The following is a 25,692-nucleotide window of genomic DNA, read 5'->3' on the forward strand; positions in this document are numbered from 1 at the left end:
CGGACGCTTTCAACAAAAAAGAACGATAAGTCCGAGAGGCGAACCTTCGGGGCGTTTCGCCCCGCTCAGGAATAGCGAACGCCCGAACGCGCGAGCTGCCGCCAGAAACCTGGAAAGCTCTTCTCCACGCACTCCGGCCCCGTCAGTTCCAGAGGCACCCCGGACAGCACACATAGGGTGGCCGCTGACATCGCCAGTCGGTGGTCACCCCGGCTGTCGATGGCGAAGCGCGCGGGCTTCGTCGCCGGAGGCACGATGCGCAGCACTTCTCCCTCGGGGACGGCCGTCAATTCGGTGGTGCCGCCGTAGGCCGCCACCAGGGTCCGGATGCCTTCCAACCGGTCGCTCTCCTTGACCCGCAGGATGCCCACATCCGTCAGCGTCGTGGGTCGAGGCAACACGCACGCGAGCGCCGCCAGCGTCGGCAGCAGGTCCGGGCACTCCTTGCCTGTCGCACGCAATTCGCCGGTCGCGTCGCCTTCGAAGCGCCAGGTATTAGCAGCGCCTGCCGGGACCATTCGCAAACCCACGTCCGCGACCAGCCGGAGGATCGCCTGGTCGGGGTGGGCGCTCTCCGGTTCGGCCCGTTCCACCGTGCCGCCGGTGCGCCACGCGACGAGCACCAGGTACCCCAGGGATGACCAGTCCCCGGGCAGGGACGGCACCGACGCGGGGGCCTGATACGCCGTGACGGCGTAGCGGCCTTCGGACTGCTCCACGGTGAAGCCGAAGCGGCGCAGCCACGCCACCGTCAGGTCCATGTAGCCGGCGCTGGTGAGCGTGCCTTCGATCTCCACGCTCCACGCGCGCTGCTCTCGCAGGAACCGCTCCGCGCAGCCCAACAGGAGGCTGGAGGCGTACTGGCTGCTCTGCGCGCCCGGAACGCGGAACACCGGCGTCACCTTCGACGTGTCCTGGGGCGCGTGCAGCTCCACCGGCCACGGGGTGCCTTCGGTGAGCGTCAGGCCGGTGGAGGACAGGGCTTCTTTCAGCGACGTGAAGAGCGGGCCGTGGGGGCGCTCGCCCAGGCGGGGCGTGCCGGTGAAGCGCACGCGGGCCCCGGGCGTCACCGCGGCCTGGGTGACGAGGATGCGGAACGGCGCACCTCCGTCCGCGCAGTCCACGTCGCGCACGGGGCCGGCGGGCTGGCGCAGGGCTTCCACGCCCCGGCGCAGCACGCGCACGTCGGCGGGGAGGTCCTCATCCGATTCCGCCTGCACCGACGGCAACGGCCAGGCACCCGTGAGGTGTCCCAGGACCAGGGCTCGCTGGGCGTCCGACTTCGACACGGGCGGAGTGAGCAGGGAGGCGCTCAGGGCGCTCGGGTCGACGGTGAGACGGCTCGGCGAGGCATGGCTCAAGGGCGGGCTCCACGGGTCCAGGCGGGCCACAGGGCGCGCCAGGTTTTCGGCATCACATCCACGACTTCGGCGGTGCCCACGGCCGTGAGCAGCACCATGCGCAGTTCGCCCTTCGCGCCGGCCTTCTTGTCGGCGTCCAGGAGCGCGGCCACGTCCTTCAGCGACTCACGGCGGGACAGCTCCGCGGCGTGGTCGCGGCCCAGCACGCCCGGGCCCCGCGTCAGCGCGCGTTCCACTTCATGCGCCACCGGCTCCGGCGTGATGCCCAGGTGCCGGCCGACATCCAGGGCCCAGAGGATGCCCAGGCCCACGGCGTCGCCGTGCGACAGCTTGAAGCGCGACAGGCTCTCCAGCACGTGGCCAAAGGTGTGGCCGAAGTTGAGCACGCGGCGCAGGCCCTGGTGCTCATAGGGGTCCTTCGCGCAGATGCCTTCCTTCAGACCGCGCGCGTCCTTCACCAGCTTCTCCAGCGCGGGCGGCGTGCGCACGTAGCGCTTGAAGAGGCCCGCATCCAGCGAGGCGACCATCTTCCACGCCTCGATGGAGCCCTCGCGCACCTGCGCGTCGGACAGCGTGGTGTACAGCTCCGGGCACAGCCAGGTCTCATCGGCGTAGTGGAAGACGCCCGCGGGGTTCTTCACCACGCGGCCGCGCACGGTGAGATCCACCGCGCCCTTGCCGCCCAGGCTGCTGTCCACCGCCGCGAGCAGCGTGGTGGGCACCTGCACCAGACGCACGCCGCGCTTGAGCAGGTGCGCGGCCACCGTGGCGACGTCGCCCACGGTGCCACCGCCCACGGCGACGAGCGTGCCGGAGCGCGGCAGGTTCAGCCCGCCCGCGAGCACCTTCTCCAGCGAGGCCATGCTCTTGGCGCGCTCACCGCCGACCAACTGGATGATGGCGCGCGGCGAGCGGGCCTCCAGCGTGGGGATGAGCGTGGGGTGGAAGCGCGCGACCGTGCGGTCCACGACGGCCACGCTGCCCTCGGGCAGGCGGGAGGCGAGCTTCGTGAAGGAACCCCAGCGGTCGGCCGGGGGGCGATAGGCACCGGGAGGAAGGGAGCTCATGCGGAGTGGGGCCGGGCGTTGAGTTGCAGGACGAGGTCGGCGATGACGAGCGACACCATGGCCTCCAGCACCGGGACGGCGCGGGGCATGATGCACGGATCGTGTCGGCCGCCCTTGGCGTGATCCGCGAGCGTCGCGGGGGGCTTGAAGAAGGCGCGCACCTGCATGGGCTCGCCGTTGGCGAGGCCGCCCTGGATGCCACCGTACGCGTCCTTCACGGAGTGGAACTGGCTGCCGGGCTGCCCGATGCGCTGGAGCAGATCCGGCGGGCCCCAGATGACGCCCGTGACGGCGCCGATGCTGCCCAGCGCCTGCGCGATGAGCGCCTTGAGCTTGCCGAAGATGGGCTCGCCCAGACCGACGGGCAGGCCCTCCACGCGCACGTCGATGGCGCCGCCCAGGCTGTCCCCGGCCTCCTTCGCGGCGAGGATCTGTCGGGACATCTCGTCGCGCAGGTTGATGTCCGGGCAGCGGGTGGGGTGCGCGTCCACGAGCGCGCGCGTGAGGCCCGGCGCCGGAACGGAGGCGACCAGCTCACCCACCTGCGACACGTAGGCCACGGTGCTCAGCGTGGGCAGATCGCGGGCGAGGTACGCCTCCGCGATGGTGCCGCCGATGACGCGGCAGAGCGTCTCGCGCCCGCTGGTGCGGCCGCCGCCCCGGTGGTCGCGGTGCTTATAGCGCTCGCGCCAGACAGCGTCCGCGTGGCCGGGCCGGTCCACGGCCGCCAGCTGGTTGTAGTCCTGCGAGCGCTGGTTCGTGTTGCGCACGATGGCCGCGATGGGCGTGCCCAGCGTCTTGTCCTCGAAGACGCCGGAGAGGATCTCCACGCTGTCCGGCTCGTTGCGCGCCGTCACCAGGGCGGACTGCCCGGGGCGCCTGCGGTCCAGGGCTGCCTGGAGCAGGTCTCGCGTGAGCGGAACGCCCGCGGGACAGCCGTCCAGGATGGAGCCGAGCGCGGGGCCGTGGCTTTCGCCGAAGGTCGTCAGCCGGAAGAGGGTGCCAAAAGTATTCATGTCGCCGTTTCCCAGAGTTGTCGCTGCCGCCGGGCCTGGGCGACGAACCACGCCGCACCGAGCAGGAGAGGGGTGCCCCCGCGGCTAACGATCTCCGCGGCGACGCGCCGGCCGGGCGCACCGTATGCGATCACCGCCACGCGCGCCCCCTCGAATCGCAGGGTTTCGGGCGGGGCCACCCGGTCTGGCCACGTCCACACCCAGTCCCCGGTCAGGGGGGCCTGGACCTCGGCCCGGCGCACGACCCGCAGGGCGAGACCCTGTTCTGTCGCCACCAGTCGCAGGGCCTGCGTGGACCCACCGTCGCCCAGCACCGACACCGACGTCGAACCCAGGCGCTCCAGCACCGCGCGGGCGCCCTCGGTGTCGGTGTTGAAGGACTCCCACCGCGAGCCCCGGCGTACCAGCGTGTTGATGGCCTCCAGGGACGAACCCGCGTGCCGCGCGAGCCGCATCTTGAAGGGGCTGGTGACGGCGAAGCCCGCGTAGTGTGGCAGCAGCGAATCCACCACCGCTTCCACCGGCGCGGCCTCCGCGAGGTCGATGCGATCAAACGGCTGACGGTGGATCCGAGGCGAGCGCGAGTGGGGAATCGAAGTCCCCAGGATGCCCAGGCGCGGCGTGTCCGTGCCCTTCGCCTTGCGGTGCTCGCGCACCACGTCGTCCAGCAGGCGCTGACCCGGCGCGGCCGTCCACGCGCCGCCCATCGCCAGGTACTCCAGCCCGTTGCGGGGGGAGAGCACCGCGCGAGCGGGAAGCGCCACCGGTCCCATGCCCAGCACCGTGACGCGCTCCGCGCCGAACCGGGCCGCAAGCTGGCGCTGCGTCTCCAGCAGCACCTCCAGGTCCGAGGGCACGTCCATGGGCTCCACGTGCTTCACCAGCGCATCCGCCGGAAGCGGACGCGACCAGCGCCGCAGCGCCTCCGCCGTCGTCAGCGGCCCTTCCGCGTGGTGCGACGCGAGCAGGCGGCCCGGGGGCGCATCCAGATCATTCGCGCGCTCCACGTCCCGGTCCACGCGCCACGCGGCCTGCACCCAGTGCGTGGGCAGGGGCTTGCCGCGCTCGGAGACCAGCAGCGGCATCACGCGCACCAGGGCCTCCGGGTCGATGGCGTCGGGGGCATGCAGGTCGGTCCGCACCTCCACCACGTCCGCGCCCCGGCGCAGACCGTCGCGAGCGAAGCCCAGGGCCTCCTCGCCGGTGAGGGTGGGGGGCAGGGTGATGATCCGCCGGGTGGTCCTCACGTGGACTCCTGGGCAAGGCAGCCCCGGAGGAAGTCCGCCAGGGAGATGGTGGGAACGCGGGCATGGAGGGCTTCGCGCTCATGGAACATCGAGTGCAACTCCTCCTCCAGCGAAACGTCCGCGCGCAGACGGGGGCGTGTGGTGTCCGCCGTCAGCCGCTCGCGGTACGTGTCGAAGGTGACAGGGACGACGAGCGTGAAGTGGCCCAGGAGCGCATCCGGGTGGTGCGACAGGAAGCCTCCGCCCACGGACACCACGCTGCCCTCGGGCAAGAGGCCCAGCGTCTCGCGTTCAGCGGCGCGGAAGGTGGAGGGGGATTCCGCGACCCAGGTCCGGAGCGGACGCCCGTGACGGCGCTCCAGCTCCGAGTCCAGATCCAACCCGGTGCGCCCGAGCAGCTTCGAGACGAGCGGCAGGAGGCGCGTCTTGCCGGCGGCGCGATGCCCGGCGATGACCACGGTCTGGGTGACCCGCGGTCGGGGGCAGGGCCCCGGGGACGAAAGCGCCCCCTGGAGCACCTGCTGGAGTCTGGGGTCTACCGATGCGACGACCTGGGCGACGAGGTGGCGTCGGTTTTCAGCGGACGGTTCCGACATAGACGTAGGCGGTTCCAAACAGCAGGGGGTGGGCGGCGCGCTCAGAATAGGCGCCGGCCTGGTCCATCAGGGAAAGGAAGCGCTCGCCCGCGGGGAAGGCCGCGGCGGTGCGAGGCAGGTACTGAAACGCGGCGCGGTTGCCCGTCAGCAGCCCGCCGACCGTCGGCATGACGGTCTTGCTGTAGAAGCGGAACAGCACGCCGTAGGGACCGGTGGGCTGGCCGAACTCCAGCACCACCACGCGGCCTCCCGGACGCACCACGCGCGCCATCTCCTGCAGGCACTTGACCGGATCATCCACGTTGCGGATGCCGAACGAGATGGACGCCACGTCGAAGCTGTTGTCCGGGAGGGTGAGCGCCATGGCGTCCTGCACCTGGAACTCCACCTCCAGGCCAGCCTTGGCCGCCTTGGCGGGCGCGCTCTCCAGCATCTCCGGGCAGAAGTCGGTGCCCACCACGCGCCCGGTGCTCCCCACCTTGCGCTTGAACGCCAGCGCCAGGTCGCCCGTGCCGGTGGCGCAGTCGAGCACCTGGCTGCCTTCCTTCGCCTGGCTCAGCTTCACCGCCGTGCGCCGCCACAGCCGGTGCACGCCGAAGGAGAGGACTTCGTTCGCCACGTCGTAGCGCGGGGCGATGGAGGAGAACATCTGTCGGACTTCGGTGCTCATCGCGCCTCAGCGATCTGTGCCGGACCTTCCGGCGTCCAAAGGTGACGGTCCACCGCGGCGAGCACGCCGGGCAGCCGTCGCATCAACGAAGCAAAATCCTCGGGCGACATCGCCTGCTGCCCGTCACATAACGCCTGCTCCGGCTTCGCGTGGACCTCAATCAACAGTCCGTCCGCGCCCGCCGCCGCCGCCGCCAGCGACATGGGCGTGATGAGCGACGGCAGCCCCGTCGCATGTGACGGATCCACGATGACGGGCAGGTGCGACTTCTCCTTCGCCCACGCCACCGCGGCCAGGTCCAGCGTGTTGCGCATCGCGGTCTCGAAGGTGCGGATGCCGCGCTCGCACAGGATGACCTGCTCGTTGCCGCCCGCGAGGATGTACTCGGCGGCGTTGAGCCACTCCTGCACCGTGGCGGACAGCCCGCGCTTGAGCAGCACCGGCTTGCGCAGCCGGCCCAGCGCGCGCAAGAGCCCGAAGTTCTGCATGTTGCGCGCGCCCACCTGGAGGATGTCCGCGTGCTGCGCCATCAGCGGCAACTGCTCGGTCTCCATCACCTCGCTGATGATGGGCAGCCCGTGACGGCGGCCGGCGTCCACCAGCAGCTTGAGCCCCGGCTCGCCCATGCCCTGGAACGCATACGGGCTGGTGCGGGGCTTGAACACGCCGCCGCGCAGCAGGTGGGCGCCCGCATGGGCCACCGCCCTCGCCGACAGTTCCAGTTGTTCCGCGCCTTCCACGGCACACGGCCCCGCCATCACCACGAAGCCCCGGCCCCCCACCTCCACGCCGCCCACCTGGACCCGGGTGCCGTCTGGATGCGCTGCGCGAAGGACGCGGTGTGCGCCCGGCTCACGCCGTGCGGCTGGGTCGTCTGGCTGCTGGCCTCCCACGGCGGCTCCTCTGGTCGGTGGAGTTCAAGCGGTTTTGAACTCCTTGGTGCATGTATAGCCGAGATCGCTTAGAAGACAATCGAAGGTGATGGCTCGCGGAGCCTCGGAGCCCCTAGGAGAACTGCTGATGACGCCGCTCAGTCCCGCTGAGGGCCCGCATTGGGTCGCCGGGATGATGCAACTGGCGGGGGTGGATCCGCTCGCGGGGGCCGGGAGCCTGGGCGTTCCGTCCCTGTACTGGGAGCGGCCGGTGGATCGCGAGGCGGCGGCGGGGTGGGGTGAGGCGGGAGTGCGCGAGGCGCACGTGGCGGCGGAGCTCCCCTCGGTGCTGGGGGCGTTGGGCCACGACAGCATGCGGTGGTTGGGCCCCGTGCCCACCCGCATGCCAGGGCCCTGGTTCGGAGGCATGCGCTTCAGCCCCACGGGGCAGGTGGACGGTGCCTGGCGCTCGCACGGGCTTGCGCGCTGGACGCTACCGGAGGTGCTGGTGTGGCGCGAGGACAACGCGCTGTACGTCGCGGCGTTCGCCACCGAAGCGCAGGGCGGAGAGGACACGGTGTGCGCGCGGCTGGAGCGCGTGCGTGCGTCCTTCCCGGAAGGCTATCGCCACGCGGTGGGCGCGCCGGTGGAGCTGCGCACGTCGTCGTCGCGGCGGGACTTCGAGGCGCTGGTGGACCGGGCGGTGGAGGCCATCAGCGCGGGGTTGCTGCACAAGGTCGTGCTGGCGCGGGCGATGGACGCGGAAGGCCCGGAGCCGTTCGACGTGGTGGACGTGCTGGCGCGCCTGCGGGAGCAGAACCCCCGCTGCGCCACGTTCCTCTTCCGCGCGCCAGACGGGACGGGCTTCCTGGGCGCGACCCCGGAGACGCTGTGCCGGGTGGACGGGCGGGTGCTGGAGACGGAGGCGCTCGCGGGCTCGGCGGCGCCGGGGGCCGAACTGGCGCTGGATGCCAGTGACAAGGATCAGCGCGAGCACGCGGCGGTGGTGCGCTACATCCTCCAGGCGCTCCAGCCGGTGGCGGCGAGCGTGTCCGCGGACGCGCAGCCGTCGGTGCTGGCGCTGAAGAACGTGATGCACCTGCGCACGGGCATCCGCGCGAGGCTGGGCGAAGGTGTGGACACCGCGCAGGTCGTCACCGCGCTGCACCCCACGCCGGCGGTGGGCGGCACGCCGAGGGAGCTAGCGCTGTCGTTCCTGGTGGAGCACGAAGCCTTGGACAGGGGTTGGTACGCGGGGCCGGTGGGCTGGGTGGGACCGGGGCGTGCGCATCTGGTGGTGGCGTTGCGCTCGGCGCTGGTGCGCGGCGCGCATGCCCGGCTCTTCGTGGGCGCGGGCATCGTCGCGGGCTCCAGCGCGGAGTCCGAGTGGCGGGAGACGGAGATGAAGAGTCTGGCGATGTTGCGCGCGCTCGGGGGCGGCGATGTCGTCCGACGCTAACCTCAACGTGCTGTGGGCGCGTGCCCTGCTGGAAGAGCTGGTGCGCGGCGGCGTCCGCCACGCGGTGGTGTGCCCGGGGTCCCGTTCGTCGGCGCTGGCGCTCGCGTGCGCGCACACGCCGGGCCTGCGCACCTGGTCGGTCATCGACGAGCGCAGCGCGGGGTTCTTCGCGCTGGGCATGGCGAAGCACTCGCGGCAGCCGGTGGTGGTGGTGGTGACGAGCGGTTCGGCGGGCGCGCACCTCTATCCGGCCGTCATTGAAGCGGCCATGGCCCAGGTACCGCTGGTGGTGCTGACCGCGGACCGGCCGCTGGAGCTCCAGGGCTGGGGTGCGCCGCAGACGGTGCCGCAGGCGCGCTTCTACGGAGAGTTCGCCCGGATGTTCGCGGACGTGGGCCTGCCGGAGTCGCACAGCGGCGCCATCGCGCACCTGCGCGCCACGGCCGCCCGCGCGGTGAACACCGCCTGCCGGGCGCCCCGGGGCGCCGTGCAGCTCAACGTCCCGTTCCGTGAACCCCTGGCGCCCGTCGCCCAGGACTTCGGCGCGGAGAAGCTGACGACGCTCGCGAGGGAAGGGCGTCCGGACGCGCCGCTCACCCGCATCCTGCCGCCGTCGCGGATGCCGGATGCGGCGGCGCTGGACACCGTGCGAGCGCGCATCGCCGCCACCGAGCGGGGCGTGATCCTCTGCGGTCCGCGCGACGAGGACGACGGCTTCGCGGAGGCCATCACCGCGTTGAGCCTGGCGACTGGCTACCCGGTGCTGGCGGAAGCGGCGTCCCAGGCGCGCTACGGCGGCGGCCCCCTGACGGTGTCGCTCTACGACGCGCTCCTGCGCCATGAGCCCTTCGCGCGGGCCCATGCCCCGGAGCTGATCCTTCGCTTCGGCGGTGGGCTGACGCCCAAGTCTCCGCAGCAGTGGATGGATGGCTCCAGCGCGGAGCTCATCGTCTTCAGCGACGAGGGCGCGCTGTACGATCCGCCGCACCGGGCCTCGATGGTGGTGGAGGGCTCCGCGGTGCTCGCGAGTCGCGCATTGGCGGAGGGCCTGTCGCGGGGAGCGGGCCGCTGGGCCCAGGGCTTCCTGTCCGCTGAACGCGTGGCCCGTCACGCGCTGGAGAGCGCGCTCGCGGAGCGTCCCGACGCGCTGACCGAACCCCGGCTGGCGCGCGAGGTGGTGGCGGCGCTGCCGGCCGGAGCGCTCTTCTTCGTGTCCAGCAGCATGCCCATCCGCGCGGTGGACGCCTTCGCGCAAGGGGGCGGGGTGCCGCTGCGTGTGTTGGCGAACCGCGGGGCCAACGGCATCGACGGCATCGTGTCCAGCGCGGCGGGTGTCGCCGCGGCGGCGGGACGTCCCGCGGTGTTGCTGTCCGGCGACCTGGCGCTCCTGCACGACGTGGGCGGACTGGTGACGGCCGCGCGGGCGCGGGTGTCGCTGACGGTCGTGGTGGTGAACAACGACGGGGGCGGCATCTTCTCGTTCCTGCCGCTGGCGCAGTCCGCGAAGCCGGACGAATTCGAGACGCTCTTCGGAACGCCGCATGGCGTGGACCTGTCGCACGCGGCGGCGCTCGCCGGGGCCCGGTTCCATCGTCCCACGACGCCCTCGGCCCTGCGCACGGCGGTGCGCACGGGGCTGGAGGGGGGCTTCCACCTCGTGGAGGTCCAGGTGGACCGGGCCACCAACGTGGATGAGCATCGCAACCTCTTCGCGCGGATGGCCACCGCACTGGGAGAAGGACCATGGGTGTGAAGCTTTCGTATGACACCTGGGGCGAAGGTCCCCACACGCTGCTGGCGCTGCACGGCTTCACCGGCAGCGGCGCCTCGTTCGATCACCTGCGTCCGCTCATCGGGCGCTCCGTGCGCATGGTGACGGTGGACCTGCCCGGCCACGGGAGCACGCCGCTGCCCGACAAGACGGGGCGCGACGGCTTCCTGGAGACGGTGGACGCGGTGGTCCGGCTGGCGCGCGAACTGGGCTCAGACGCGGGCTCGGTGGATCTGCTCGGCTATTCGCAGGGCGCGCGGCTGGCGCTGGCCGCGTCGGTGCAGGCGCCGGAGTGCTTCGGTCGGCTGATCATGGAGAGCGGTTCGCCGGGGCTGCACCGGCGCCAGGAGCGCTCCGAACGGCGTGAAGCGGACGCGAAGCTCGCGGGCTTCATCCGGACGAAGGGCGTGGACGCGTTCGTGGAGCGCTGGGAAGCCCTGCCGCTCTTCGACGGACTGCGCCGCCTGCCCCCGCCGCAGCAGGACTCGCTGCGGGAGCGCCGCAAGGCGTGCACGGCGGAGGGCCTGGCCGGGGCGCTGGAGTGCCTGGGCCTGGGCGTGCAGCCGGACTTCTGGCCGTCGCTGCACCGTCAGCGGCTGCCCACCCTGTTGCTCACCGGAGACCAGGACGCGAAGTTCACGAACCTGGCGCGGCGCATGGCGGCGGAGCTCCCGGTGGTGTGGCGCCACGCCTTCGCGGGCAGCGCGCATGCCCCTCATCTGGAATCCCCGGAGGAGTACGTTCGGGAAGTGCTCTCGTTCCTCCAGACGCCCTGGTACGAAGCACCGCAGTTCGAACCCGCCATCCTGGCGCGAGAGGCGGCCCCCTCGTGAGCACCCTGGCTTCCAGTCCACCCGACCTGGCTCCACCCCGGCCCACGCTGAAGACGTGGCTGATGGCCGTGCGTCCGAAGACGCTGACGGCGGGCGCGGTGCCGGTGCTGGTGGCCACGGCGCTCGCGTACGGTGAAGGTGTCGGCCGCTGGCTGCCCGCGCTCGCGGCGCTCGTGGGCGCGGTGCTGATTCAAATCGGCACCAACTTCATCAACGACTACTACGACTTCAAGAAGGGCGCGGACACGGAAGAGCGCCTGGGCCCGAAGCGCGTGACGCAGAGCGGGCTCATCGCTCCGGCCACGGTGCTGCTGGGCGGGCTCACGTGCTTCGCGCTGGCGACGCTGGTGGGCGTGTACCTGGTCTGGGTGGGCGGTTGGCCCATCGTGGCCATTGGCGTCATGTCGCTGCTGTGCGGCTATGCGTACACGGGCGGCCCGTACCCGCTGGGCTACCACGGGCTGGGCGACCTGTTTGTGTTGATCTTCTTCGGCATCGTCGCGGTGACGGGCACGTACTACGTGCAGGCCGGCGTGGTGGGCCCCGCGGCGTGGTGGGCGTCGGTGCCGGTGGGCGCCATCGGCACGTGTCTCATCGTGGTGAACAACCAGCGCGACGCGAGCACGGACGTGAAGGCCGGCAAGCGCACGGTGGTGGTCCGCTTCGGCGCGGGCTTTGGCCGGGCGGAGTATGTGCTGCTGCTGGTGGCCTCGTACGCCACGCCGTTCGTGTTGTTCGCCAAGGGCCTGGCGAGCGCCTGGGTGTTCCTGCCGCTCCTGAGCTTGCCGCTGGTGGTGACGCCCCTGAAGCTGATGTTGAAGTCGGAAGGGGCCGCGCTCAACCCCGCGCTGGGGGCCACGGCGAAGTTGCAACTCGTCTTCGGACTGCTGTTCGCGCTGGGCCTGTTCCTGCGCTGAAGGAACGCCATGCGCATCACCGAAGCGACGCTCGTCCCACTGCGACTCACGCTGGCCCGCCCCCTGAAAACGGCGAAGGGCACCTACGCCACGCGCGACGGTTTCATCGTGCGCCTGAAGGACGAGGATGGCCACGTGGGGCAGGGCGAGGCGATGCCCCTGCCAGAGTTCGGCACGGAGTCCCTGGCCACCACGCACCAGGTGCTGCGCGGCTGGCTGGACGCCCTCCAGGGCCAGTCGTTGGATGACAGCATCGAAGGCATCGAGGCGACCCTCGTGCCCTCGCCCAGCGACGAATTGCGCTCCCTGGGTGTGCGGATCCGTTCGGGAGAGGTGGAGGAGCACGCTCCCGCGGCGCAGCACGGCCTGGAGCTGGCGCTGTTGGACCTGCTGGCTCAGCGCAAGGGCGTGCCCCTGTGCTGGCTCCTCGCGGAGGAGGCGCGGCCGGAGGTGCTGGTGAACGCGCTGCTGGGCGCGGAGGATCCGAAGGCACTGGCCCAGGAGGCACGCGAGGCCGTGGCGGAGGGCTTCCAGACGCTGAAGGTGAAGGTGGCCGGCCGCCCGCTGGACGCGGATGAAGCACGCGTCAAAGCGGTCCGCGACGCGGTGGGTCCCCGGATCCGACTGCGGCTGGACGCGAACGGCGGGTGGACCGAGCCCGAGGCCAACCGCGCCCTGGATCGCCTGGGCTGGTACGAACTGGAGCTGGTGGAACAGCCCACGCCGCCGGAAGACCTCCAGGCGCTGTGGCGGGTACAGCGCCGAGCGCCGTGCATCATCGGCGCGGACGAAACGCTCGCCACGCCCGCGGCCGTGCGCGCACTCCTCACGATGGACCTGGGGGGCGGGCCGGTGGTGGGCGCGGTGGTGATCAAGCCCATGGTGCTCGGAGGGCTGTTGCCTTCGATGGTCGTGGCGCTGCGCGCGGCCCGGTTGGGCATGCACGCCTACGTCACCAGCTCCATCGACGGCGTGGTGGCCCGGGCCGGTGCGGCGCATCTGGCCTCCGCGCTGCCGTCGGGGGAGCTGGCCTCCGGGCTCGCGGTGGGGAGGCTCTTCGCGGACGAGCCGCTCGACCATCCCTATCGACCGGAGCACGGCCTCATCCGCCTGCGCGATGTGCCGGGACTGGGGCTGACGCCGGAGCTGCTCGGGGTTCCCTGACGATGCGCTTCGGCTGCCGCCTTCGTGAAGGCGCGCGGCGGCCCGCGACAACGGTGGCGGGCCGGACCTGGACCTGCGGAGCCACCTGACGATGCGAGTCACCTGTCCCATTCACGAAGGCGCGCAGCGGCATCCGGAAGCGGAAGCCCTGCGCTTCGCGGGCCACTCCTGGACCTTCCGCGCGCTGGACGCGGAGGTGGCGCGCTGGACCTCGGCACTGGAGTCTCGGGGGGTAGGGCAGGGCGATCGCGTGGCGGTGCTGTCCACCAGCCACCCCGTGGTGACGTTCCTCTTCTGGGCCATGGGCCGCGTAGGCGCGGTGTTCGCGCCACTCAACGCAAGGCTCACGAGCGCGGAGCTGCAACCCCTGGTTGATGTCGTCGCGCCCCGACTCACGCTGGCGCTTGAACCCCTGCGGGACCGACTCCCCGGCGCGGAGTCGCTGGAGTCCTTCCCCGAGCTCACCGCCCCTGCGCCCGCGCCCGTCCGGACCTGGGAGGAGGACCTGCCCCGCGTCATCCTCTTCACCAGCGGCACGACGGGCCGTCCGAAGGGCGCCGTGCTCACGGAGGGCGCCTTCCGCGCCTCCTGTCGGGCCTCCGCCGCGAACCTGGGCGCGCATCCCTCACCCCGCTGGCTGGGCACGCTGCCGCTGTTCCACGTCGGTGGGCTCGCCATGCTCACGCGCACCGCCTACGAAGGTGGCTGCCTGCTCCTGCACGAGCGCTTCGACGCGGAAGCCGTCAACCGCGCCATCGACACTGAAGGCGCTTCGCACGCGAGCTTCGTCGCCACCACGCTGGAGCGGGTGCTGGACGCGCGAGCGGACCGGAGGCTGCCGGACACCTTCCGGTGCGCGCTGATTGGAGGCGGTCCCGTGCCCACGGCCCTCCTCACCCGGGCCCGCGCCGCCGGACTGAAAGCCCTCCAGACCTACGGCCTCACCGAAGCGTGCTCCCAGGTCACCACGGAGCGTCCCGACGAAGCGGATGGCCGCACCGCGGGCCCGCCGCTGCCGGGCCTGGAGGTTCGCATCGTCGGAACGGACGGCGCGCCGCTCGACGTGGGCCAGGAGGGCGACGTGGAGGTGCGGGGCCCCACGCGCATGGCCGGTTACTGGAACCAGGCCGAAGCCACGAACGACGCCCTCCACGACGGCTGGTTGCGAACCCGGGATGTGGGCGTCCTCGATGCGCGAGGCCGCCTCACGCTCCTGTCGCGACGCACGGACCTCATCGTGCGCGGAGGAGAGAACCTCTACCCGGCGGAAATCGAAGCCGTGCTCGCCAACCACCCGGCCATCGCGGAGTCCGCGGTCGTCGGCGTGCCGGAACCCCACTGGGGCGAAGTCCCCGTGGCCTTCGTCGTCCTGCGCCCCGGCCACGCACTGCCCGACGACCTGGACGCGTGGTGCCGCCAGTCGCTCGCGCGCTTCAAGGTCCCCACCCGCTTCGTGCCCATCGAAACACTGCCTCGCAATGCGATGAGCAAGGTGGAGCGCCCCGTCCTCCGCCGCCAGGCGATGTATCAGTCGGTGTTTTAATCGGGGTCATGAAACACCCGCACAACCAGTCACGTGGGGTTCGCGAGACTCGCTAAGTGAACCTGTGAGGTCGGGATAGAGTTATCCGCTGTGGGGGGAACTCCTGGGAGGGAGCTCACGGTGAGCAACACGGCGGAAGCAGTGAAGTCAGCAGGGCAGTCTGGAGTCGTTGGACCCGAAGCGCACGGCATCAGGGCCCCCGGCGCGATGAAGTGCCCCCATCTGGGCGCCCAGTACAATCCGTTCGCGGGGCCTCACGTCGAGGATCCGCATCCGTTCTACGCGGAGCTCAGACGGGACGCGCCCGTCAGCTTCAACCCCACGTTGGGGATGTGGCTGGTCAGTCGCTACGAACACATCTGTCAGGTGTTGAAGGACCCGACGCGCTACTCGTCGGCGGACATGGGCAACGTGGGGTCGGTGATCGCCCCGGAGACCCAGGCGGTGCTCGCCGAGGGCTACCCCCTGGCGGACAGCCTGTTGAACTCGGATCCCCCCACGCACACCCGTCTGCGCAAGCTGATGGGGCGGGGCTTCTCCTCGCAGCGCATCGCCGCGCAGGAGCAGCCCATCCGCGCCGTCGCGCAGGAACTCGTGGACGCGTTCGTGCACCAGGGGAAGGCGGACCTGGTGGCGCAACTGGCGTATCCGCTGCCCGTCCGGGTCATCCTGGGCATGGTGGGCGTGCCCAAGGAGGACATGGCCAACATCAAGCACTGGTGCGACGACTTCTTCCGGATGATCTTCACGCGCGTCCCGGCGGAAGAGCAGCCGCCGCTGGCGCGAAGCTGGGTCACCTTCCAGCACTACGTCGCCCGCCTCATCGCCGCCCGGCGCAATGAGCCGAGCGACGACCTGGTCAGCTACCTCGTCACCACCGACGCGGACGGCGAATCCCTCACGCTGCCGGAGCTCATCATCGCCATCGCCGGCAGCCTGCTGGCGGCGGGGCATGAGACGACCACCGCGTTGCTCGCCCAGTGCTGGAAGCAGGCCATGCTCCAGCCCGGCCTCTGGCAGCGGCTGCGCGAGGACCGCTCGCTGGTGCCGCACCTCATCGAGGAGACGCTGCGCTTCGACTCCGTGACGCACGGGATGATCCGCACCACCACGCAGGAGGTGCAACTGGCCGGCGTCACGCTGCCCGCGGGCTCGCGACTGCTCCTGCTCTACGCGTCGGGGAGCCGGGATCCGGCGCTGCTGGCGGACGGGGATCGCTTCGACATCTCGCGCCACCACCCGTCACACCTGGGCTTCGGCCGGGGCATCCACTTCTGCCTCGGCGCGCCCCTGGCCCGGCAGGAGGCGCTCATCGCGACCAATCTGCTGTTGGATCAACTGCCTGACATGCGGCTCGCGCCGAACCCGGACTTCGGGACGATGCAGAACCTGGCCATCCGCGCCATCCAGCACCTGCCGGTGGAGTGGACCCCCCGGAACGGCTGAGCCGCCCGGCGCTCCGGTCCCGCCCGTGGATGACACGGACGGGCCGGGGCGTCCCGGTGCTCAGCACTCCGAGGCGGGGTGGCCCCAGGGGTTGGTGCGCGGGTACTGGCGCAGCAGCGTGCAGAGGCGGTGCGCGGCGTGCATCGCGGCGGACTGCCGCGGCGGCTCGGCGTGCATCGCCGTCTGGCCCAACCGGGCCGCCTGCAGTGCCAGCGCGTGCTGCACTTCCGGAGACCAGCGCTTGAATTCGAGCCATTCCATGGGCCTGCTCCTCCTTGAAGGAGCCGCCATTGAACGCCCTCCAAACCCGGAAATCACGACGCCCCGCGTTGGCCCGGGGCGTTACTGACCTCCTGCTGACAGCCCTCCCAGGCTGGCGTGGGCCTGCCGACAGCTCCCTCAGGCGGGGGTAGGGTTGGCGGGTCGGCCGATGAGCATCATCAGGCCGAAGGGGTTCCCTTCATTGGTGAGCCGGTCGATGTCCCAGATGTAGTCGTCGCTCAGGCCCTGGGTGAGCTCGCGCATCTCCTCGATGGAGTAGGTCCGCAGGCAGGACACGACGCCGTCGAACGCCGCGGCGATGGGGATGAGGGGCATCAGATAGGTGAGCGCCAGCCGGTCCATGCGCACGGGCCGGATGAAGGGCGTCGTCAGGGGCACGTTGATCAGGGCCGCCGCCGTCATCGCGATGGCCGGTCCACGCCGCTCCACCAGTTCCATGATGGCGATGCCCCGGCGCTGGGCCACGGCATCCGCCAGCACCTTGCGCGCCGCTTCCGGCGGCAGGTGGTGGAACGAATTGCACATGATGCGGAAGCCCTTGTACGTGGCCGGCACCGCCGTCGCATCCACCGACGTCGACACGTAATCCACGCGGCCCGGGTGCGCCGCCTTCACCTTCTCGAACGCGGACACCTCCGGATACAGGTCCGTGAGGAGCGCTGTCGCAGTGTATTTTTCCTGCGACTCCAGCATCTCCAGCAGCTTCGGCACCGGCCCCGCGCTGCCCGACGCCATGTCCAGGAGCTGCGTCTCACCCATCGCCGCCATCGCGCCCTTGAGCCGCCGCACGAACTCCACGTAGCGGTCGTCCGAAAGACTCCACACGTACGCGAGGAAGTCCGTCACGCCGCGGCGCAGGACCTTGGGGAACCAGGGCTGATCCTCTAGCTCGAAAAGTTGCAGTCTGGGCATAATCGCTGGGCGCTCCAAGGGGCTCAGGGGGAGACGGCCCCGCAACTGTCGCCCACTCTGGCGCGACACACAAGAGGCGCCGTCTGGGTGTATCAGCGCACATCTGCCTTCCTCGAAATCAAAACAAGACACAGAATTCCTACGGCCACCACGCAACTTTCAATCTTCACAGGAAAAAGAGGCCCGCACGCCGAGGGAAAAACGGTCGCACACGCTGATGTATGAACAGACATGCAAGGTTTTCGGGGGGGTGCGTTTTAAATATAGGTGGAAGTACTGAGGTCCCCGGCGCCGCTGGCCGGGTGTTGAACCACCCGGGTCGCATTGAAACATCGACGTCCGTGTGGGGTTGCAAGGGTTTAGCGGTATCCTTAACTACGACCGAGGGGGGCTTCGGTCGCTAGGCCGCACGGTTGAATGGATCAGCTCGCACACAACGGGAGGGGAGTAATGGCTCCGGAATCTGTTGATGTGATCGTTGTCGGAAGCGGCCCGGTGGGTGCCATGGCGGCGAACCTGCTCGGCCAGTACGGTCTGCGCACCGTGGTCATCGAGAAGGAAACAGTCCCGCACACGCAGTCGCGAGCGATCAACGCGGACGACGAAGCGCAGCGAATCTTCCAGGCCGCCGGCCTCACGGGCGAACTGGGGCCGGGCTTCCACCCGTGCTTGAAGATGACCTACGTCGACGACGAGATGCGGGTGTTGGCGGAGGTCGACTTCACCAAGGTGGAGCGTCCCAACGGGCACGCCATCGGTTCGCTCTTCAGCCAGCCGCGTCTGGAGGCGTCCTTGACGCGCGGCATGGAGCGCTTCCCGAACGTGGCGCTGTGGCGCGGCCACGAAGTCGAATCCTTCATGCAGGACGAGGACGGCGTGTCGGTGCGCGTGAAGGAGGCGGCCACGGGCCGCACCCTGACGGTGCGGGCGCGCTACCTGCTGGCCTGCGACGGCGCGAAGAGCGGCATCCGCCGACGGCTGGGCCTCAAGCTGGAAGGCACCACGGCGCTGGCGCACGCGCTGGCCATCACGGTGGAGACGCAGTCCTCGGCGCCGGACTTCACCTACTACCCCTGCGGTCCGCAGCGCGTGGGCATCGTGACGCGCACCGCGCACGACGAGATGCGCTTCGACACGGTGGTGCGACCTGGGCAGGACCTGGAGCACGTGCGCAGCCCGGAGTACGTGCGCGGCATCATCGCCCCGTACATCGACCCGGACTCGGTGCGGGTGAAGAGCGTCAACCTGTACGCCTACCACAGCCGCATGGCGGAGAAGTGGCGGGTGGGCCGGGTGTTCCTGCTCGGGGACGCGGCGCACCTCATGCCGCCCTTCCTGGGCCAGGGCGTGTGCTCCGGTCTGCGCGACGCGGCGAACCTCTCCTGGAAGATCGCCCACGTGCTCAACGGCGCCGCGGAAGCGTCGCTGCTGGACACCTACGAGGTGGAGCGCCGGCCGCACGCGGCGGAGATGATGCGGATGTCGGACGCGCTCGGGTCGATGCTGTCCTCAGGTGGCCCGCTCATGGCCCGCGCCCGCAACGTGTTCATCAACCTGCTGTACCGGATGCCCGTCACCGGGCCGTTCATCCGCGAGTACAAGATGAAGCCGAACCTCTTCCACGCGGAAGGGTTCCTCTTCGGCGGCAAGCGCGGCAAGGCCAAGACGGCCGGGGAGGGTGCCTACTTCCCGCAGCCGCGCGTGGAGCACGGTGAGGAGGGGGAGCGCCCGCTCGACGACGTCATTGGGCAGCGCTTCGCGGTGCTGACGCGGCCGGGTGCGCCCGCCGACGTGCAGCAGGCCGCCAAGGCCCTGGCGGAGGACATCGGTGGCGTCTGGTTGTCGGTGGCGCCCGCGGCGCGCTCCGGCGCGGGGCGCGCGGGAGAAGTGGTGGACCTGGAGGGCAAGCTGGGCGAGTGGTTCGCGCAGCACGCGTCCGACCTGGTCGTCCTGCGGCCGGACCGCTACGTCTACGCGGCCACGAACCGCGCGGGCGTCGAACAGGTCCGCGCCGCGCTGAAGAAGGACGTGCGGCCCTTCAGCCGCCGGGGCAGCCGGGTTTCGCGTCGCATCGCGTCCATCGGCGCCTGAGCGTGGAACCCGGACCGGGTCCGCCCCGGTGATGAATCACGAAACACCTGAAGGGCGTCGGCGGCCTTCGTGGCACCGGCGCCCATCGGCGCTTCAGCGGGCGCTTCAGGCCGTGGGGGTCTGGAGCATCCGCTTCGCCTTCTCCATGCAGTCGCCGTAGAAGCGCAGGTAGATGTCCAGCGCGCGGGCGCCCGTCTTGCCAATCGTCACGGCGTGCTCGGGCTTGCTGGTGAGCAGCTTGTTGAGCATGACCTCGTTGAGGGCGGTGTGGCCCACGTCGAGCTCCACGTGCTCCTTGATGAACGTCAGCGAGTTCATCACTTCCTCTCCGAGCACGCGCTTGCACTGCTCGATGAGGCGGGGCGCGAACACCACCGACAGGTTCTCGATTTCATACTCGATGGCGACCTGCGCGCCCGGCATGGCACCGTTGATGGTGTCCTCGTGGATCTGCCGGTACTCCTGCATGGCCGGCGTGGGGGCCTGGGCGAGCAGCTGCTCCGCGTCCAGCTTGGGCATGCGGCGCGCGTTCCACCCGGCCACCAGGCTCTTGGTGTCCGCCACCATCATCAGGTGGTGACCGGCCTCGTGCTTGGCGTGGGAGATGAGCTGCCGGCCGACCTCTTCCAGGCCCGCGACCTTCGTACAGGCCTCACCGGCGCGGCGGATCCACCCGTCCACGGGCTCCGTCATGTACACGCCCAGGGCACACAGCTGGATGAGGAATCCCTCCAGCAGGGCGGGATCCACCTTCTCGTCCAGCAGCGTCGTCACGTGGGGGCCGGACGCGAGCACGTGGCGGACATCGGAGACGTGGGGGAGGTACTGGGTATCGACGAGGGGCTTGCTCATGGGGACAGTCCTCAACGGGAGTGGGCACCGCGGCGCCCGATGGTGAGTTCGCTGATGTGCTCCAGGAAGTCTGGAACGAGCTTCGAGGAGATGATCCACATGTACGGATCCGGTCCGTCATGGAGGCCGCACTCCTGCACGTAGCTGCCGCCTTCGTCCTCGCGCAGGAAGAGGAAGGAGGGGCGGCGGCGCGCCAGGTACCAGTGCCGGGCCGCGTCCATCAGGGCCGAATAGGCGCGCGTCCCGTCCTCGACCAGCGAGAACATGCGCGTGTTGTCGAGCAGGCGGAAGAGGTTCGCGCCCAGCTGACCCAGCTCCATCACGACGGCGGCGTAGGGGATGCCATGGCGGCGGGCCACGAGGATGGAGCGCTCGCGCTCCATGCCGAAGCTCTTCCACTTCTGCGTGACGGGCGTCATGTCCAGCCGGTCCCGCGTCAGATCCAACGATTCCACGTAGCAGGTGGGGAACTTGCGGGCGATGGTCGCGGCCAGCAGGCTCAGCTCACCGGCGGTGGCGGGGCCCACCTCGAACTCGCGGTGGTCGCGGCCGCTCAGCTCGTTGCTGAACGCCTTCAGCTTCTGGATCTTCCGCGTGAAGGCCAGGCCCGCGCCGGTCTCCATCTGGCGCTCCGCGTAGCGCACGTGCGCCTTGGCGATCCACGGGTTGAGGGCCTCCACGTAGGCAATCACCCAGTGGAAGTCCGGGTCGCTCTGCGGGTGCTCGAAGGTGCGCAGGTAGATGTCGCGCATGATCTGCCCCGCCTCCTGCACCCCCGGAGGCGGCTTGCCCGGCCGCTTCGCCACCTGGTGGCCCAGCCACGCGTGGCGGTACGGCTTGGTGAAGGACAGCGTCGCCTCGATGCCGCGCTCGGACGGCCACACTGCCTGGCAGAACAGCTGCGGCACTTCCGCGGCGCGCTTGGCGAGCGAAGCGAAGTTGAGCTTCAGCTCCTCGAACTCCTCCGGGGAGCTGCCGCCCAGGCTGAAGAAGCCGGAGCGGTTGAACAGGTCCCAGAGCTGATCCACCAGGCCTTCGCTGGTGCGCGTGGCCGGGGACATCGTCTGCGACACGAAGCGCACCCAGCGCGCCTCGTCGGACGAATAGGGCAGCACGCTCAGGCCGCACAGCACGCTGCCGTCGGCGCGCACGCCGCTGACGTAGCGGATCTCCCCGCGCACGCTGACCATCTGACCGTCGCCCAGCTCCAACTCGATGAGGGGCGGCAGCAGGCCGGGGAACATCAGGTCCTGCGGCGTGCAGCGCACGCACAGGCCGGAGAAGGACAGATCCAACACCTCGCGGCGCAGCAGGCCCTGCTCGCGCCACAGCGGGTGGTGGAAGCGGGCGCGGATGCCCTCGGGGGCGGGCACGCGGCGGTGCCAGCGGTGACGGATGCGGAACAACTGGGCGGGCAGGGTGGTGAAGAGGCGGTCGCCCTCGCCACGGCCCGTCTCCGCGCGCATGCGGTACGCGGAGTTGTAGCCGATGACGTCGATGTCGTACGCCGGGTCACCCCAGTCCGGGGTGGACTCCTCGGTGCGCCACTCCAACTGGCCGGTGGCGGCGTGGAAGCGCTCCAGCACCATGCGCACCACGCGGCCCTGGCGGCGCAGCACGCCCTTGTTCCCGGACGCGCAGATGGCGGAGAAGATGGAGCGGATCCGCTCCGGGTCCACGATGGTGTCCTGCACGGGCAGCGCGGACGCGGCAGGCTCCGCCACGCCCCGGCGCAGTGCGTCCGCGAGGAACGCGAGAATCTCCCGGCCCTGCTCCACCGTCACACCCACCAGTTGCAGACCCACCGGCGCGTGCGGCACGTCCGCGTCCGTGCGGATGAAGGCGCCATTGAGCGGCCCGATGGTGAGGCCACTGAAGGACAGGTACACCGGGAAGGTCCGCGCCTCGGACGTGTCGACCTGGGGCACCCGGGGCGCCACCCAGACCACCGTCGGGCTCAACCGGGTCACTTCACCCAGCACCGCGTCGGGGCTGCCCAGCGCGCAGGTGATGGCCGTGGGGCCGGTGCCGTGCAGCGAGTAGCCCGAGTCGTCCAGGGCGGCTTCCGCGGGGGGAAGCGGAATCACGTTGCGCAGCGCGTCGCCACTGCCGAACTCGATTGCATGCTGGAACTTCGCGGACGCCGGAATCCCTCCATCCATCGTCAGGACACCCCTTCTCCGGGCAGCGTCACCAGTCATGGTCGGCGATGTTGCGAGCACAACACTCCCTCCCTGATTCAGTGAACACGCTGACGGCTCTGGATTCTGTGACCGCATCATGGGGAGTTCGTCCGTAACAGTCAAATCGAATTTATGCACCTGGGCTGTTTTTCCGTCCCCTTGGATGACTCACCCAGGGTCAGAATCGACCAGGGCAGGGCGCGGGAAATCCCAGAGCGAGATACGGGGTTTCCGAGGAGTAGTACGTACCCGGGAGGCACATCTTCACCGCCAAGATGGCGCATAACTGTAATGGCCCCCAAACAGAAACCGAGAAACGAACAATGCCGGACGGCCGTGCAATGGACGCCTGTCAGAGGCGGCCGGTATGGTCGGCGTTCCAGGTCAAGGGTGGGGAGACGCGTATGAGCGCAGCGCTCGAGACGAAGGGGTCACCGGGGGACGGGGCGGTCGTGTCGGGGGGGCTGGAGTCGGTGGACCTGCCGGACGTCTTCCAGGTGGACGTGGCCGCCTCCGCGCGCGACGCGCTGGGGCTGCTGGGCGCGACGCGGCGGCTGCATGGCGTGGAGGTGGCGCTGGAGCTGCCCGAGGATCCGGTCATGGCCCGGGTCAGCCGGCGCCGCCTGGAGCAGGTGTTCCTGTTGTTGATCGCCCACGCGGCGGACACGGCGACCCCCGAGGCCAGCACGGTGCGGGTGGTGGTGGATCCCCCGGACGACTTCGGGGATGTGGGCCCGCGCTTCCAGGTGCTGATGCCGGGTGTGGCCCTGTCCGAGCGGGAGGTGCGCTCGGTGGTGCTGTCCCCGCTGCGCGTGGGCACCACCCACCGGAGGCTCGCGCGTGCGCGGGAACTGGTGGACGCGATGGGTGGCGAGCTGTCGGTGGAGCGGCTGGAGACGGGAACGAGCGTGAGCATCCAGCTCCCAGCGCCCGGCCTCGCCAGCTTCTAGCCTGCGAATCCTGGGAAAAGCGGCCCAGCCTTTTTTCGGCCATTGGCTGCGATAAGCGCGGCGCACCACCGGTGCGTCCAAACCCGGCGCCGCGCGGCCAAACTCCTTGACGACCGGGGGCGGGTTCCAGAGTATCCGCCGCCTCTCAATACCCGGTCCTATTCAGGAGTTTGCGTTCATGGCGCCTCCCTCTGGCGAGAAGATCACCCTGCACAACGGCAAGCTGAACGTGCCGTCGAACCCGATCATCCCCTACATCGAGGGCGACGGCACCGGCCGTGACATCTGGAAGGCCTCGCAGGCCGTGTTCGATGCGGCGGTGGAGAAGGCGTACGGCGGCAAGAAGAAGATCTCCTGGCTGGAGGTCCTCGCCGGTGAGAAGTCCTTCAAGCAGGTCAACAACTGGCTGCCGGATGAGACGATTGAAGCCTTCCGCACGTACCTGGTCGGCATCAAGGGCCCGCTGACGACGCCGGTGGGCGGCGGCATCCGTTCGCTGAACGTGGCGCTGCGCCAGATGCTGGACCTGTACGTCTGCCTGCGGCCGGTGCGCTACTTCAAGGGCGTGCCCAGCCCGGTGAAGCAGCCGGAGAAGGTGGACATGGTCATCTTCCGTGAGAACACGGAAGACATCTACGCGGGCATCGAGTTCGAGGCCGGCACGGAAGCCGCCAAGAAGTTCCAGGCCTGGCTGCAGCAGGAGTTCCCCAAGGACGCGAAGAAGATCCGCTTCCAGGAGAACGTCGGCTTCGGCATCAAGCCCGTGTCCCAGGAAGGCACGGAGCGCCTCGTGCGCGCCGCCATCCAGTACGCGGTGGACCTGAAGCGCAAGAGCGTGACGATCGTCCACAAGGGCAACATCATGAAGTACACCGAAGGCGCCTTCCGCAAGTGGGGCTATGACCTCGCGGCGAAGGAGTTCGGTGACAAGGTCTACACCTGGGATCAGTGGGAGGCCACCAAGGCCGCCAAGGGTGAGGACGCCGCCAACGCGGAGCAGAAGGCGGCCGTGGGCGCGGGGAAGATCCTGATCAAGGACTCCATCGCGGACATCACCCTGCAGCAGGTGCTGACCCGTCCGGACGAGTTCGACGTCATCGCCACGCTGAACCTCAACGGCGACTACCTGTCGGACGCGCTCGCGGCGCAGGTGGGCGGCATCGGCATCGCGCCGGGCGGCAACATCAACTACGTCAGCGGCCACGCCATCTTCGAGGCCACGCACGGCACGGCCCCCAAGTACGCGGACCTGGACAAGGTGAACCCGGGTTCGGTCATCCTCTCCGGCGAGATGATGCTGCGCCACCTGGGCTGGCACGAGGCCGCGGACCTGATCATCAAGGGCATGGACCGCGCCATCGCGGCGCGCACGGTGACGTACGACTTCGCGCGCCTGATGAAGCTGGAGTCGCAGGGCACCGTGACCGAGGTGAAGTGCTCGGAGTTCGGTCAGGCCATCATCAAGCACATGTAGTCCCCACCCGATAAGCAAGAGGGCGAAACCATGGCTCACAAGAAGAAGAAGATCGGCCTCATCGGCGGCGGTCAGATTGGCGGCAACCTGGCGCTGCTGGCCGTCCAGAAGCAGCTCGGCGACGTCGTGCTCTACGACATCCCGGTGGCCGAAGGTCTGGTCAAGGGCAAGGCGCTGGACATCAACCAGCTGTCAGCGGTGGACGGCCTGGATTGTCGCGTCACCGGCTCCACGGACTGGAAGGACGTGGCGGGCTCGGACGTGATCATCATCACGGCCGGCGTGCCCCGCAAGCCGGGCATGACGCGCGAGGACCTGCTCGACGTCAACCTGAAGATCATGCGGGACGTGGCGGCCAACATCAAGCAGCACGCCCCCGGCGCCTTCGTGATCAACGTCGCGAACCCGCTGGACGCGATGGTGTACGCGCTCCACAAGATCGCCGGCCTGCCGGACAACATGGTCGTGGGCATGGCGGGCGTGCTGGACACCAGCCGCTTCAAGTGCTTCGTGGCGGAGGCCCTGGGCTCCTCCATCCGTGACGTGGAGGCGCTGGTGCTCGGCGGCCACGGCGACGACATGGTCCCGCTCGTGCGCCACAGCACCGTGGGCGGCGTGCCGCTCACCCAGCTCATCGCCAAGGACAAGCTGGACGCCATCATCGACCGCACCCGTAAGGGCGGCGCGGAGCTGGTGGGCCTGTACAAGACGGGCAGCGCCTACTTCGGGCCGGCCGCTTCCTCCATCGCCATGGCGGAGAGCTTCCTGTTCGATCGCAAGCGCATCCTGCCGGCCGCGGCCATGCTCAAGGGTCAGTACGGCATCAGCGACTTCTTCTTCGGCGTCCCCGTGCAGATCGGCGCGGGCGGCGTGGAGAAGGTCATCACCGTGGAGCTGAACGACGCGGAGAAGGCCGAGATGAAGAAGTCCTACGAGTCGGTGAAGCAGACGGTCGAGCTCGTCAAGCTGTAGCCTCTGCGCATCGG

General features: G+C 70.0%; 22 protein-coding genes. 11 read left to right on the forward strand and 11 right to left on the reverse strand.

Translation table 11 applies throughout. The annotated features are described in order from the left end of the window. Positions 1 to 65: 65 nt before the first annotated feature. From OV208_RS36955 to aroF, 7 genes are read right to left on the reverse strand one after another with little or no spacing between them, the layout of a single operon-like run. Complete coding sequence (locus OV208_RS36955) at positions 66 to 1,361, reverse strand: 3-phosphoshikimate 1-carboxyvinyltransferase (RefSeq protein ID WP_267578652.1); 1,296 nt, start codon at positions 1,359 to 1,361, stop codon at positions 66 to 68. After that, positions 1,358 to 2,428 carry a 3-dehydroquinate synthase gene (locus tag OV208_RS36960; RefSeq protein ID WP_267578653.1) on the reverse strand — a complete coding sequence of 357 codons (1,071 nt, stop codon included), beginning with the start codon at positions 2,426 to 2,428 and terminating at the stop codon, positions 1,358 to 1,360. The genes OV208_RS36955 and OV208_RS36960 overlap by 4 nt, the downstream gene beginning before the upstream one ends. Further along, entirely contained in the window at positions 2,425 to 3,444 is a 1,020-nt protein-coding gene (gene aroC / locus OV208_RS36965; protein WP_267578654.1) for a chorismate synthase, read from the reverse strand. The genes OV208_RS36960 and aroC overlap by 4 nt, the downstream gene beginning before the upstream one ends. Next, complete coding sequence (locus OV208_RS36970; RefSeq protein ID WP_267578655.1) at positions 3,441 to 4,691, reverse strand: shikimate dehydrogenase; 1,251 nt, start codon at positions 4,689 to 4,691, stop codon at positions 3,441 to 3,443. Before OV208_RS36970 ends, aroC begins: the two co-directional genes overlap by 4 nt. Then, positions 4,688 to 5,287, reverse strand: coding sequence for a shikimate kinase (locus OV208_RS36975; protein WP_267578656.1), 600 nt, complete (start codon positions 5,285 to 5,287; stop codon positions 4,688 to 4,690). The genes OV208_RS36970 and OV208_RS36975 overlap by 4 nt, the downstream gene beginning before the upstream one ends. Further along, positions 5,268 to 5,957, reverse strand: a complete 690-nt coding sequence (gene ubiE / locus OV208_RS36980; RefSeq protein ID WP_267578657.1) for a bifunctional demethylmenaquinone methyltransferase/2-methoxy-6-polyprenyl-1,4-benzoquinol methylase UbiE — start codon at positions 5,955 to 5,957, stop codon at positions 5,268 to 5,270. The genes OV208_RS36975 and ubiE overlap by 20 nt, the downstream gene beginning before the upstream one ends. Continuing rightward, complete coding sequence (gene aroF / locus OV208_RS36985; RefSeq protein WP_267578658.1) at positions 5,954 to 6,850, reverse strand: 3-deoxy-7-phosphoheptulonate synthase; 897 nt, start codon at positions 6,848 to 6,850, stop codon at positions 5,954 to 5,956. The genes ubiE and aroF overlap by 4 nt, the downstream gene beginning before the upstream one ends. A 127-nt stretch (positions 6,851 to 6,977) precedes the next feature. Between aroF and OV208_RS36990 the strand changes: the two genes are divergently transcribed. The 7 genes from OV208_RS36990 to OV208_RS37020 all read left to right on the forward strand — a co-directional run bounded on the left by OV208_RS36990 (position 6,978) and on the right by OV208_RS37020 (position 15,962). Further along, positions 6,978 to 8,288, forward strand: a complete 1,311-nt coding sequence (locus tag OV208_RS36990; protein WP_267578666.1) for an isochorismate synthase — start codon at positions 6,978 to 6,980, stop codon at positions 8,286 to 8,288. After that, a complete protein-coding gene (gene menD / locus OV208_RS36995) occupies positions 8,272 to 10,041 on the forward strand; it encodes a 2-succinyl-5-enolpyruvyl-6-hydroxy-3-cyclohexene-1-carboxylic-acid synthase (RefSeq protein ID WP_267578667.1) in 1,770 nt (589 codons plus the stop codon). The genes OV208_RS36990 and menD overlap by 17 nt, the downstream gene beginning before the upstream one ends. Next, positions 10,032 to 10,892, forward strand: coding sequence for a 2-succinyl-6-hydroxy-2,4-cyclohexadiene-1-carboxylate synthase (gene menH / locus OV208_RS37000; RefSeq protein ID WP_267578668.1), 861 nt, complete (start codon positions 10,032 to 10,034; stop codon positions 10,890 to 10,892). The genes menD and menH overlap by 10 nt, the downstream gene beginning before the upstream one ends. Next, positions 10,889 to 11,809: a 1,4-dihydroxy-2-naphthoate polyprenyltransferase gene (locus tag OV208_RS37005; RefSeq protein ID WP_267578669.1), complete on the forward strand. Its 921-nt coding sequence runs from the start codon at positions 10,889 to 10,891 to the stop codon at positions 11,807 to 11,809. Before menH ends, OV208_RS37005 begins: the two co-directional genes overlap by 4 nt. A 9-nt stretch (positions 11,810 to 11,818) precedes the next feature. Then, complete coding sequence (gene menC, locus OV208_RS37010; RefSeq protein WP_267578670.1) at positions 11,819 to 12,973, forward strand: o-succinylbenzoate synthase; 1,155 nt, start codon at positions 11,819 to 11,821, stop codon at positions 12,971 to 12,973. 91 nt (positions 12,974 to 13,064) lie between these two features. Beyond that, positions 13,065 to 14,516, forward strand: coding sequence for an o-succinylbenzoate--CoA ligase (gene menE, locus OV208_RS37015; protein ID WP_267578671.1), 1,452 nt, complete (start codon positions 13,065 to 13,067; stop codon positions 14,514 to 14,516). Positions 14,517 to 14,723: 207 nt separating this feature from the next. Then, on the forward strand, positions 14,724 to 15,962 hold the full coding sequence (locus OV208_RS37020) for a cytochrome P450 (protein ID WP_267578672.1): 1,239 nt from the start codon (positions 14,724 to 14,726) through the stop codon (positions 15,960 to 15,962). 60 nt (positions 15,963 to 16,022) lie between these two features. Here OV208_RS37020 and OV208_RS37025 read toward each other — a convergent pair whose 3' ends face one another. Next, positions 16,023 to 16,223 (reverse strand): hypothetical protein, encoded by a 201-nt coding sequence (locus OV208_RS37025; protein ID WP_267578673.1) that lies wholly within the window; start codon positions 16,221 to 16,223, stop codon positions 16,023 to 16,025. A 138-nt stretch (positions 16,224 to 16,361) separates the two neighbouring features. Then, positions 16,362 to 17,156, reverse strand: coding sequence for a class I SAM-dependent methyltransferase (locus OV208_RS37030; protein ID WP_120541450.1), 795 nt, complete (start codon positions 17,154 to 17,156; stop codon positions 16,362 to 16,364). Between the two features lie 450 nt (positions 17,157 to 17,606). Here OV208_RS37030 and OV208_RS37035 point away from each other — a divergent pair, with 450 nt between their 5' ends. Further along, positions 17,607 to 19,247 (forward strand): bifunctional 3-(3-hydroxy-phenyl)propionate/3-hydroxycinnamic acid hydroxylase, encoded by a 1,641-nt coding sequence (locus OV208_RS37035; protein WP_267578674.1) that lies wholly within the window; start codon positions 17,607 to 17,609, stop codon positions 19,245 to 19,247. Positions 19,248 to 19,352: 105 nt separating this feature from the next. Here OV208_RS37035 and OV208_RS37040 read toward each other — a convergent pair whose 3' ends face one another. Continuing rightward, positions 19,353 to 20,099 carry an iron-containing redox enzyme family protein gene (locus OV208_RS37040; RefSeq protein ID WP_267578675.1) on the reverse strand — a complete coding sequence of 249 codons (747 nt, stop codon included), beginning with the start codon at positions 20,097 to 20,099 and terminating at the stop codon, positions 19,353 to 19,355. Between the two features lie 11 nt (positions 20,100 to 20,110). After that, positions 20,111 to 22,261, reverse strand: a complete 2,151-nt coding sequence (locus tag OV208_RS37045) for a hypothetical protein (protein WP_267578676.1) — start codon at positions 22,259 to 22,261, stop codon at positions 20,111 to 20,113. A 425-nt stretch (positions 22,262 to 22,686) separates the two neighbouring features. On the opposite strand from OV208_RS37045, the gene OV208_RS37050 reads away from it, so the two are divergent. The 3 genes from OV208_RS37050 to mdh all read left to right on the forward strand — a co-directional run bounded on the left by OV208_RS37050 (position 22,687) and on the right by mdh (position 25,678). Further along, the gene (locus tag OV208_RS37050) at positions 22,687 to 23,232 is read left to right on the forward strand and encodes an ATP-binding protein (RefSeq protein WP_267578677.1); all 546 of its coding nucleotides are present in this window, start codon (positions 22,687 to 22,689) and stop codon (positions 23,230 to 23,232) included. 178 nt (positions 23,233 to 23,410) lie between these two features. Further along, positions 23,411 to 24,706 carry an NADP-dependent isocitrate dehydrogenase gene (gene icd, locus OV208_RS37055; protein ID WP_267578678.1) on the forward strand — a complete coding sequence of 432 codons (1,296 nt, stop codon included), beginning with the start codon at positions 23,411 to 23,413 and terminating at the stop codon, positions 24,704 to 24,706. A 30-nt stretch (positions 24,707 to 24,736) separates the two neighbouring features. Next, positions 24,737 to 25,678 (forward strand): malate dehydrogenase, encoded by a 942-nt coding sequence (gene mdh / locus OV208_RS37060; RefSeq protein ID WP_267578679.1) that lies wholly within the window; start codon positions 24,737 to 24,739, stop codon positions 25,676 to 25,678. Positions 25,679 to 25,692: the final 14 nt, after the last annotated feature.

Origin of the sequence: Corallococcus sp. bb12-1 (genome assembly GCF_026626765.1) — a bacterium.
In the GTDB taxonomy this organism is placed as follows: Bacteria; Myxococcota; Myxococcia; order Myxococcales; family Myxococcaceae; genus Corallococcus; species Corallococcus terminator.

What these genes read in the sequence shown, in the direction of transcription:
- OV208_RS36960 (WP_267578653.1), bottom strand. Translation starts at nt 2,428, where the DNA reads ATGAGCTCCCTTCCTCCCGGTGCCTATCGCCCCCCGGCCGACCGCTGG.
- aroC (WP_267578654.1), bottom strand. Translation starts at nt 3,444, where the DNA reads ATGAATACTTTTGGCACCCTCTTCCGGCTGACGACCTTCGGCGAAAGC.
- OV208_RS36975 (WP_267578656.1), bottom strand. Translation starts at nt 5,287, where the DNA reads ATGTCGGAACCGTCCGCTGAAAACCGACGCCACCTCGTCGCCCAGGTC.
- ubiE (WP_267578657.1), bottom strand. Translation starts at nt 5,957, where the DNA reads ATGAGCACCGAAGTCCGACAGATGTTCTCCTCCATCGCCCCGCGCTAC.
- OV208_RS36990 (WP_267578666.1), top strand. Translation starts at nt 6,978, where the DNA reads ATGACGCCGCTCAGTCCCGCTGAGGGCCCGCATTGGGTCGCCGGGATG.
- menD (WP_267578667.1), top strand. Translation starts at nt 8,272, where the DNA reads ATGTCGTCCGACGCTAACCTCAACGTGCTGTGGGCGCGTGCCCTGCTG.
- menH (WP_267578668.1), top strand. Translation starts at nt 10,032, where the DNA reads ATGGGTGTGAAGCTTTCGTATGACACCTGGGGCGAAGGTCCCCACACG.
- menC (WP_267578670.1), top strand. Translation starts at nt 11,819, where the DNA reads ATGCGCATCACCGAAGCGACGCTCGTCCCACTGCGACTCACGCTGGCC.
- menE (WP_267578671.1), top strand. Translation starts at nt 13,065, where the DNA reads ATGCGAGTCACCTGTCCCATTCACGAAGGCGCGCAGCGGCATCCGGAA.
- OV208_RS37020 (WP_267578672.1), top strand. Translation starts at nt 14,724, where the DNA reads ATGAAGTGCCCCCATCTGGGCGCCCAGTACAATCCGTTCGCGGGGCCT.
- OV208_RS37025 (WP_267578673.1), bottom strand. Translation starts at nt 16,223, where the DNA reads ATGGAATGGCTCGAATTCAAGCGCTGGTCTCCGGAAGTGCAGCACGCG.
- OV208_RS37030 (WP_120541450.1), bottom strand. Translation starts at nt 17,156, where the DNA reads ATGCCCAGACTGCAACTTTTCGAGCTAGAGGATCAGCCCTGGTTCCCC.
- OV208_RS37035 (WP_267578674.1), top strand. Translation starts at nt 17,607, where the DNA reads ATGGCTCCGGAATCTGTTGATGTGATCGTTGTCGGAAGCGGCCCGGTG.
- OV208_RS37040 (WP_267578675.1), bottom strand. Translation starts at nt 20,099, where the DNA reads ATGAGCAAGCCCCTCGTCGATACCCAGTACCTCCCCCACGTCTCCGAT.
- OV208_RS37045 (WP_267578676.1), bottom strand. Translation starts at nt 22,261, where the DNA reads ATGGATGGAGGGATTCCGGCGTCCGCGAAGTTCCAGCATGCAATCGAG.
- OV208_RS37050 (WP_267578677.1), top strand. Translation starts at nt 22,687, where the DNA reads ATGAGCGCAGCGCTCGAGACGAAGGGGTCACCGGGGGACGGGGCGGTC.
- icd (WP_267578678.1), top strand. Translation starts at nt 23,411, where the DNA reads ATGGCGCCTCCCTCTGGCGAGAAGATCACCCTGCACAACGGCAAGCTG.
- mdh (WP_267578679.1), top strand. Translation starts at nt 24,737, where the DNA reads ATGGCTCACAAGAAGAAGAAGATCGGCCTCATCGGCGGCGGTCAGATT.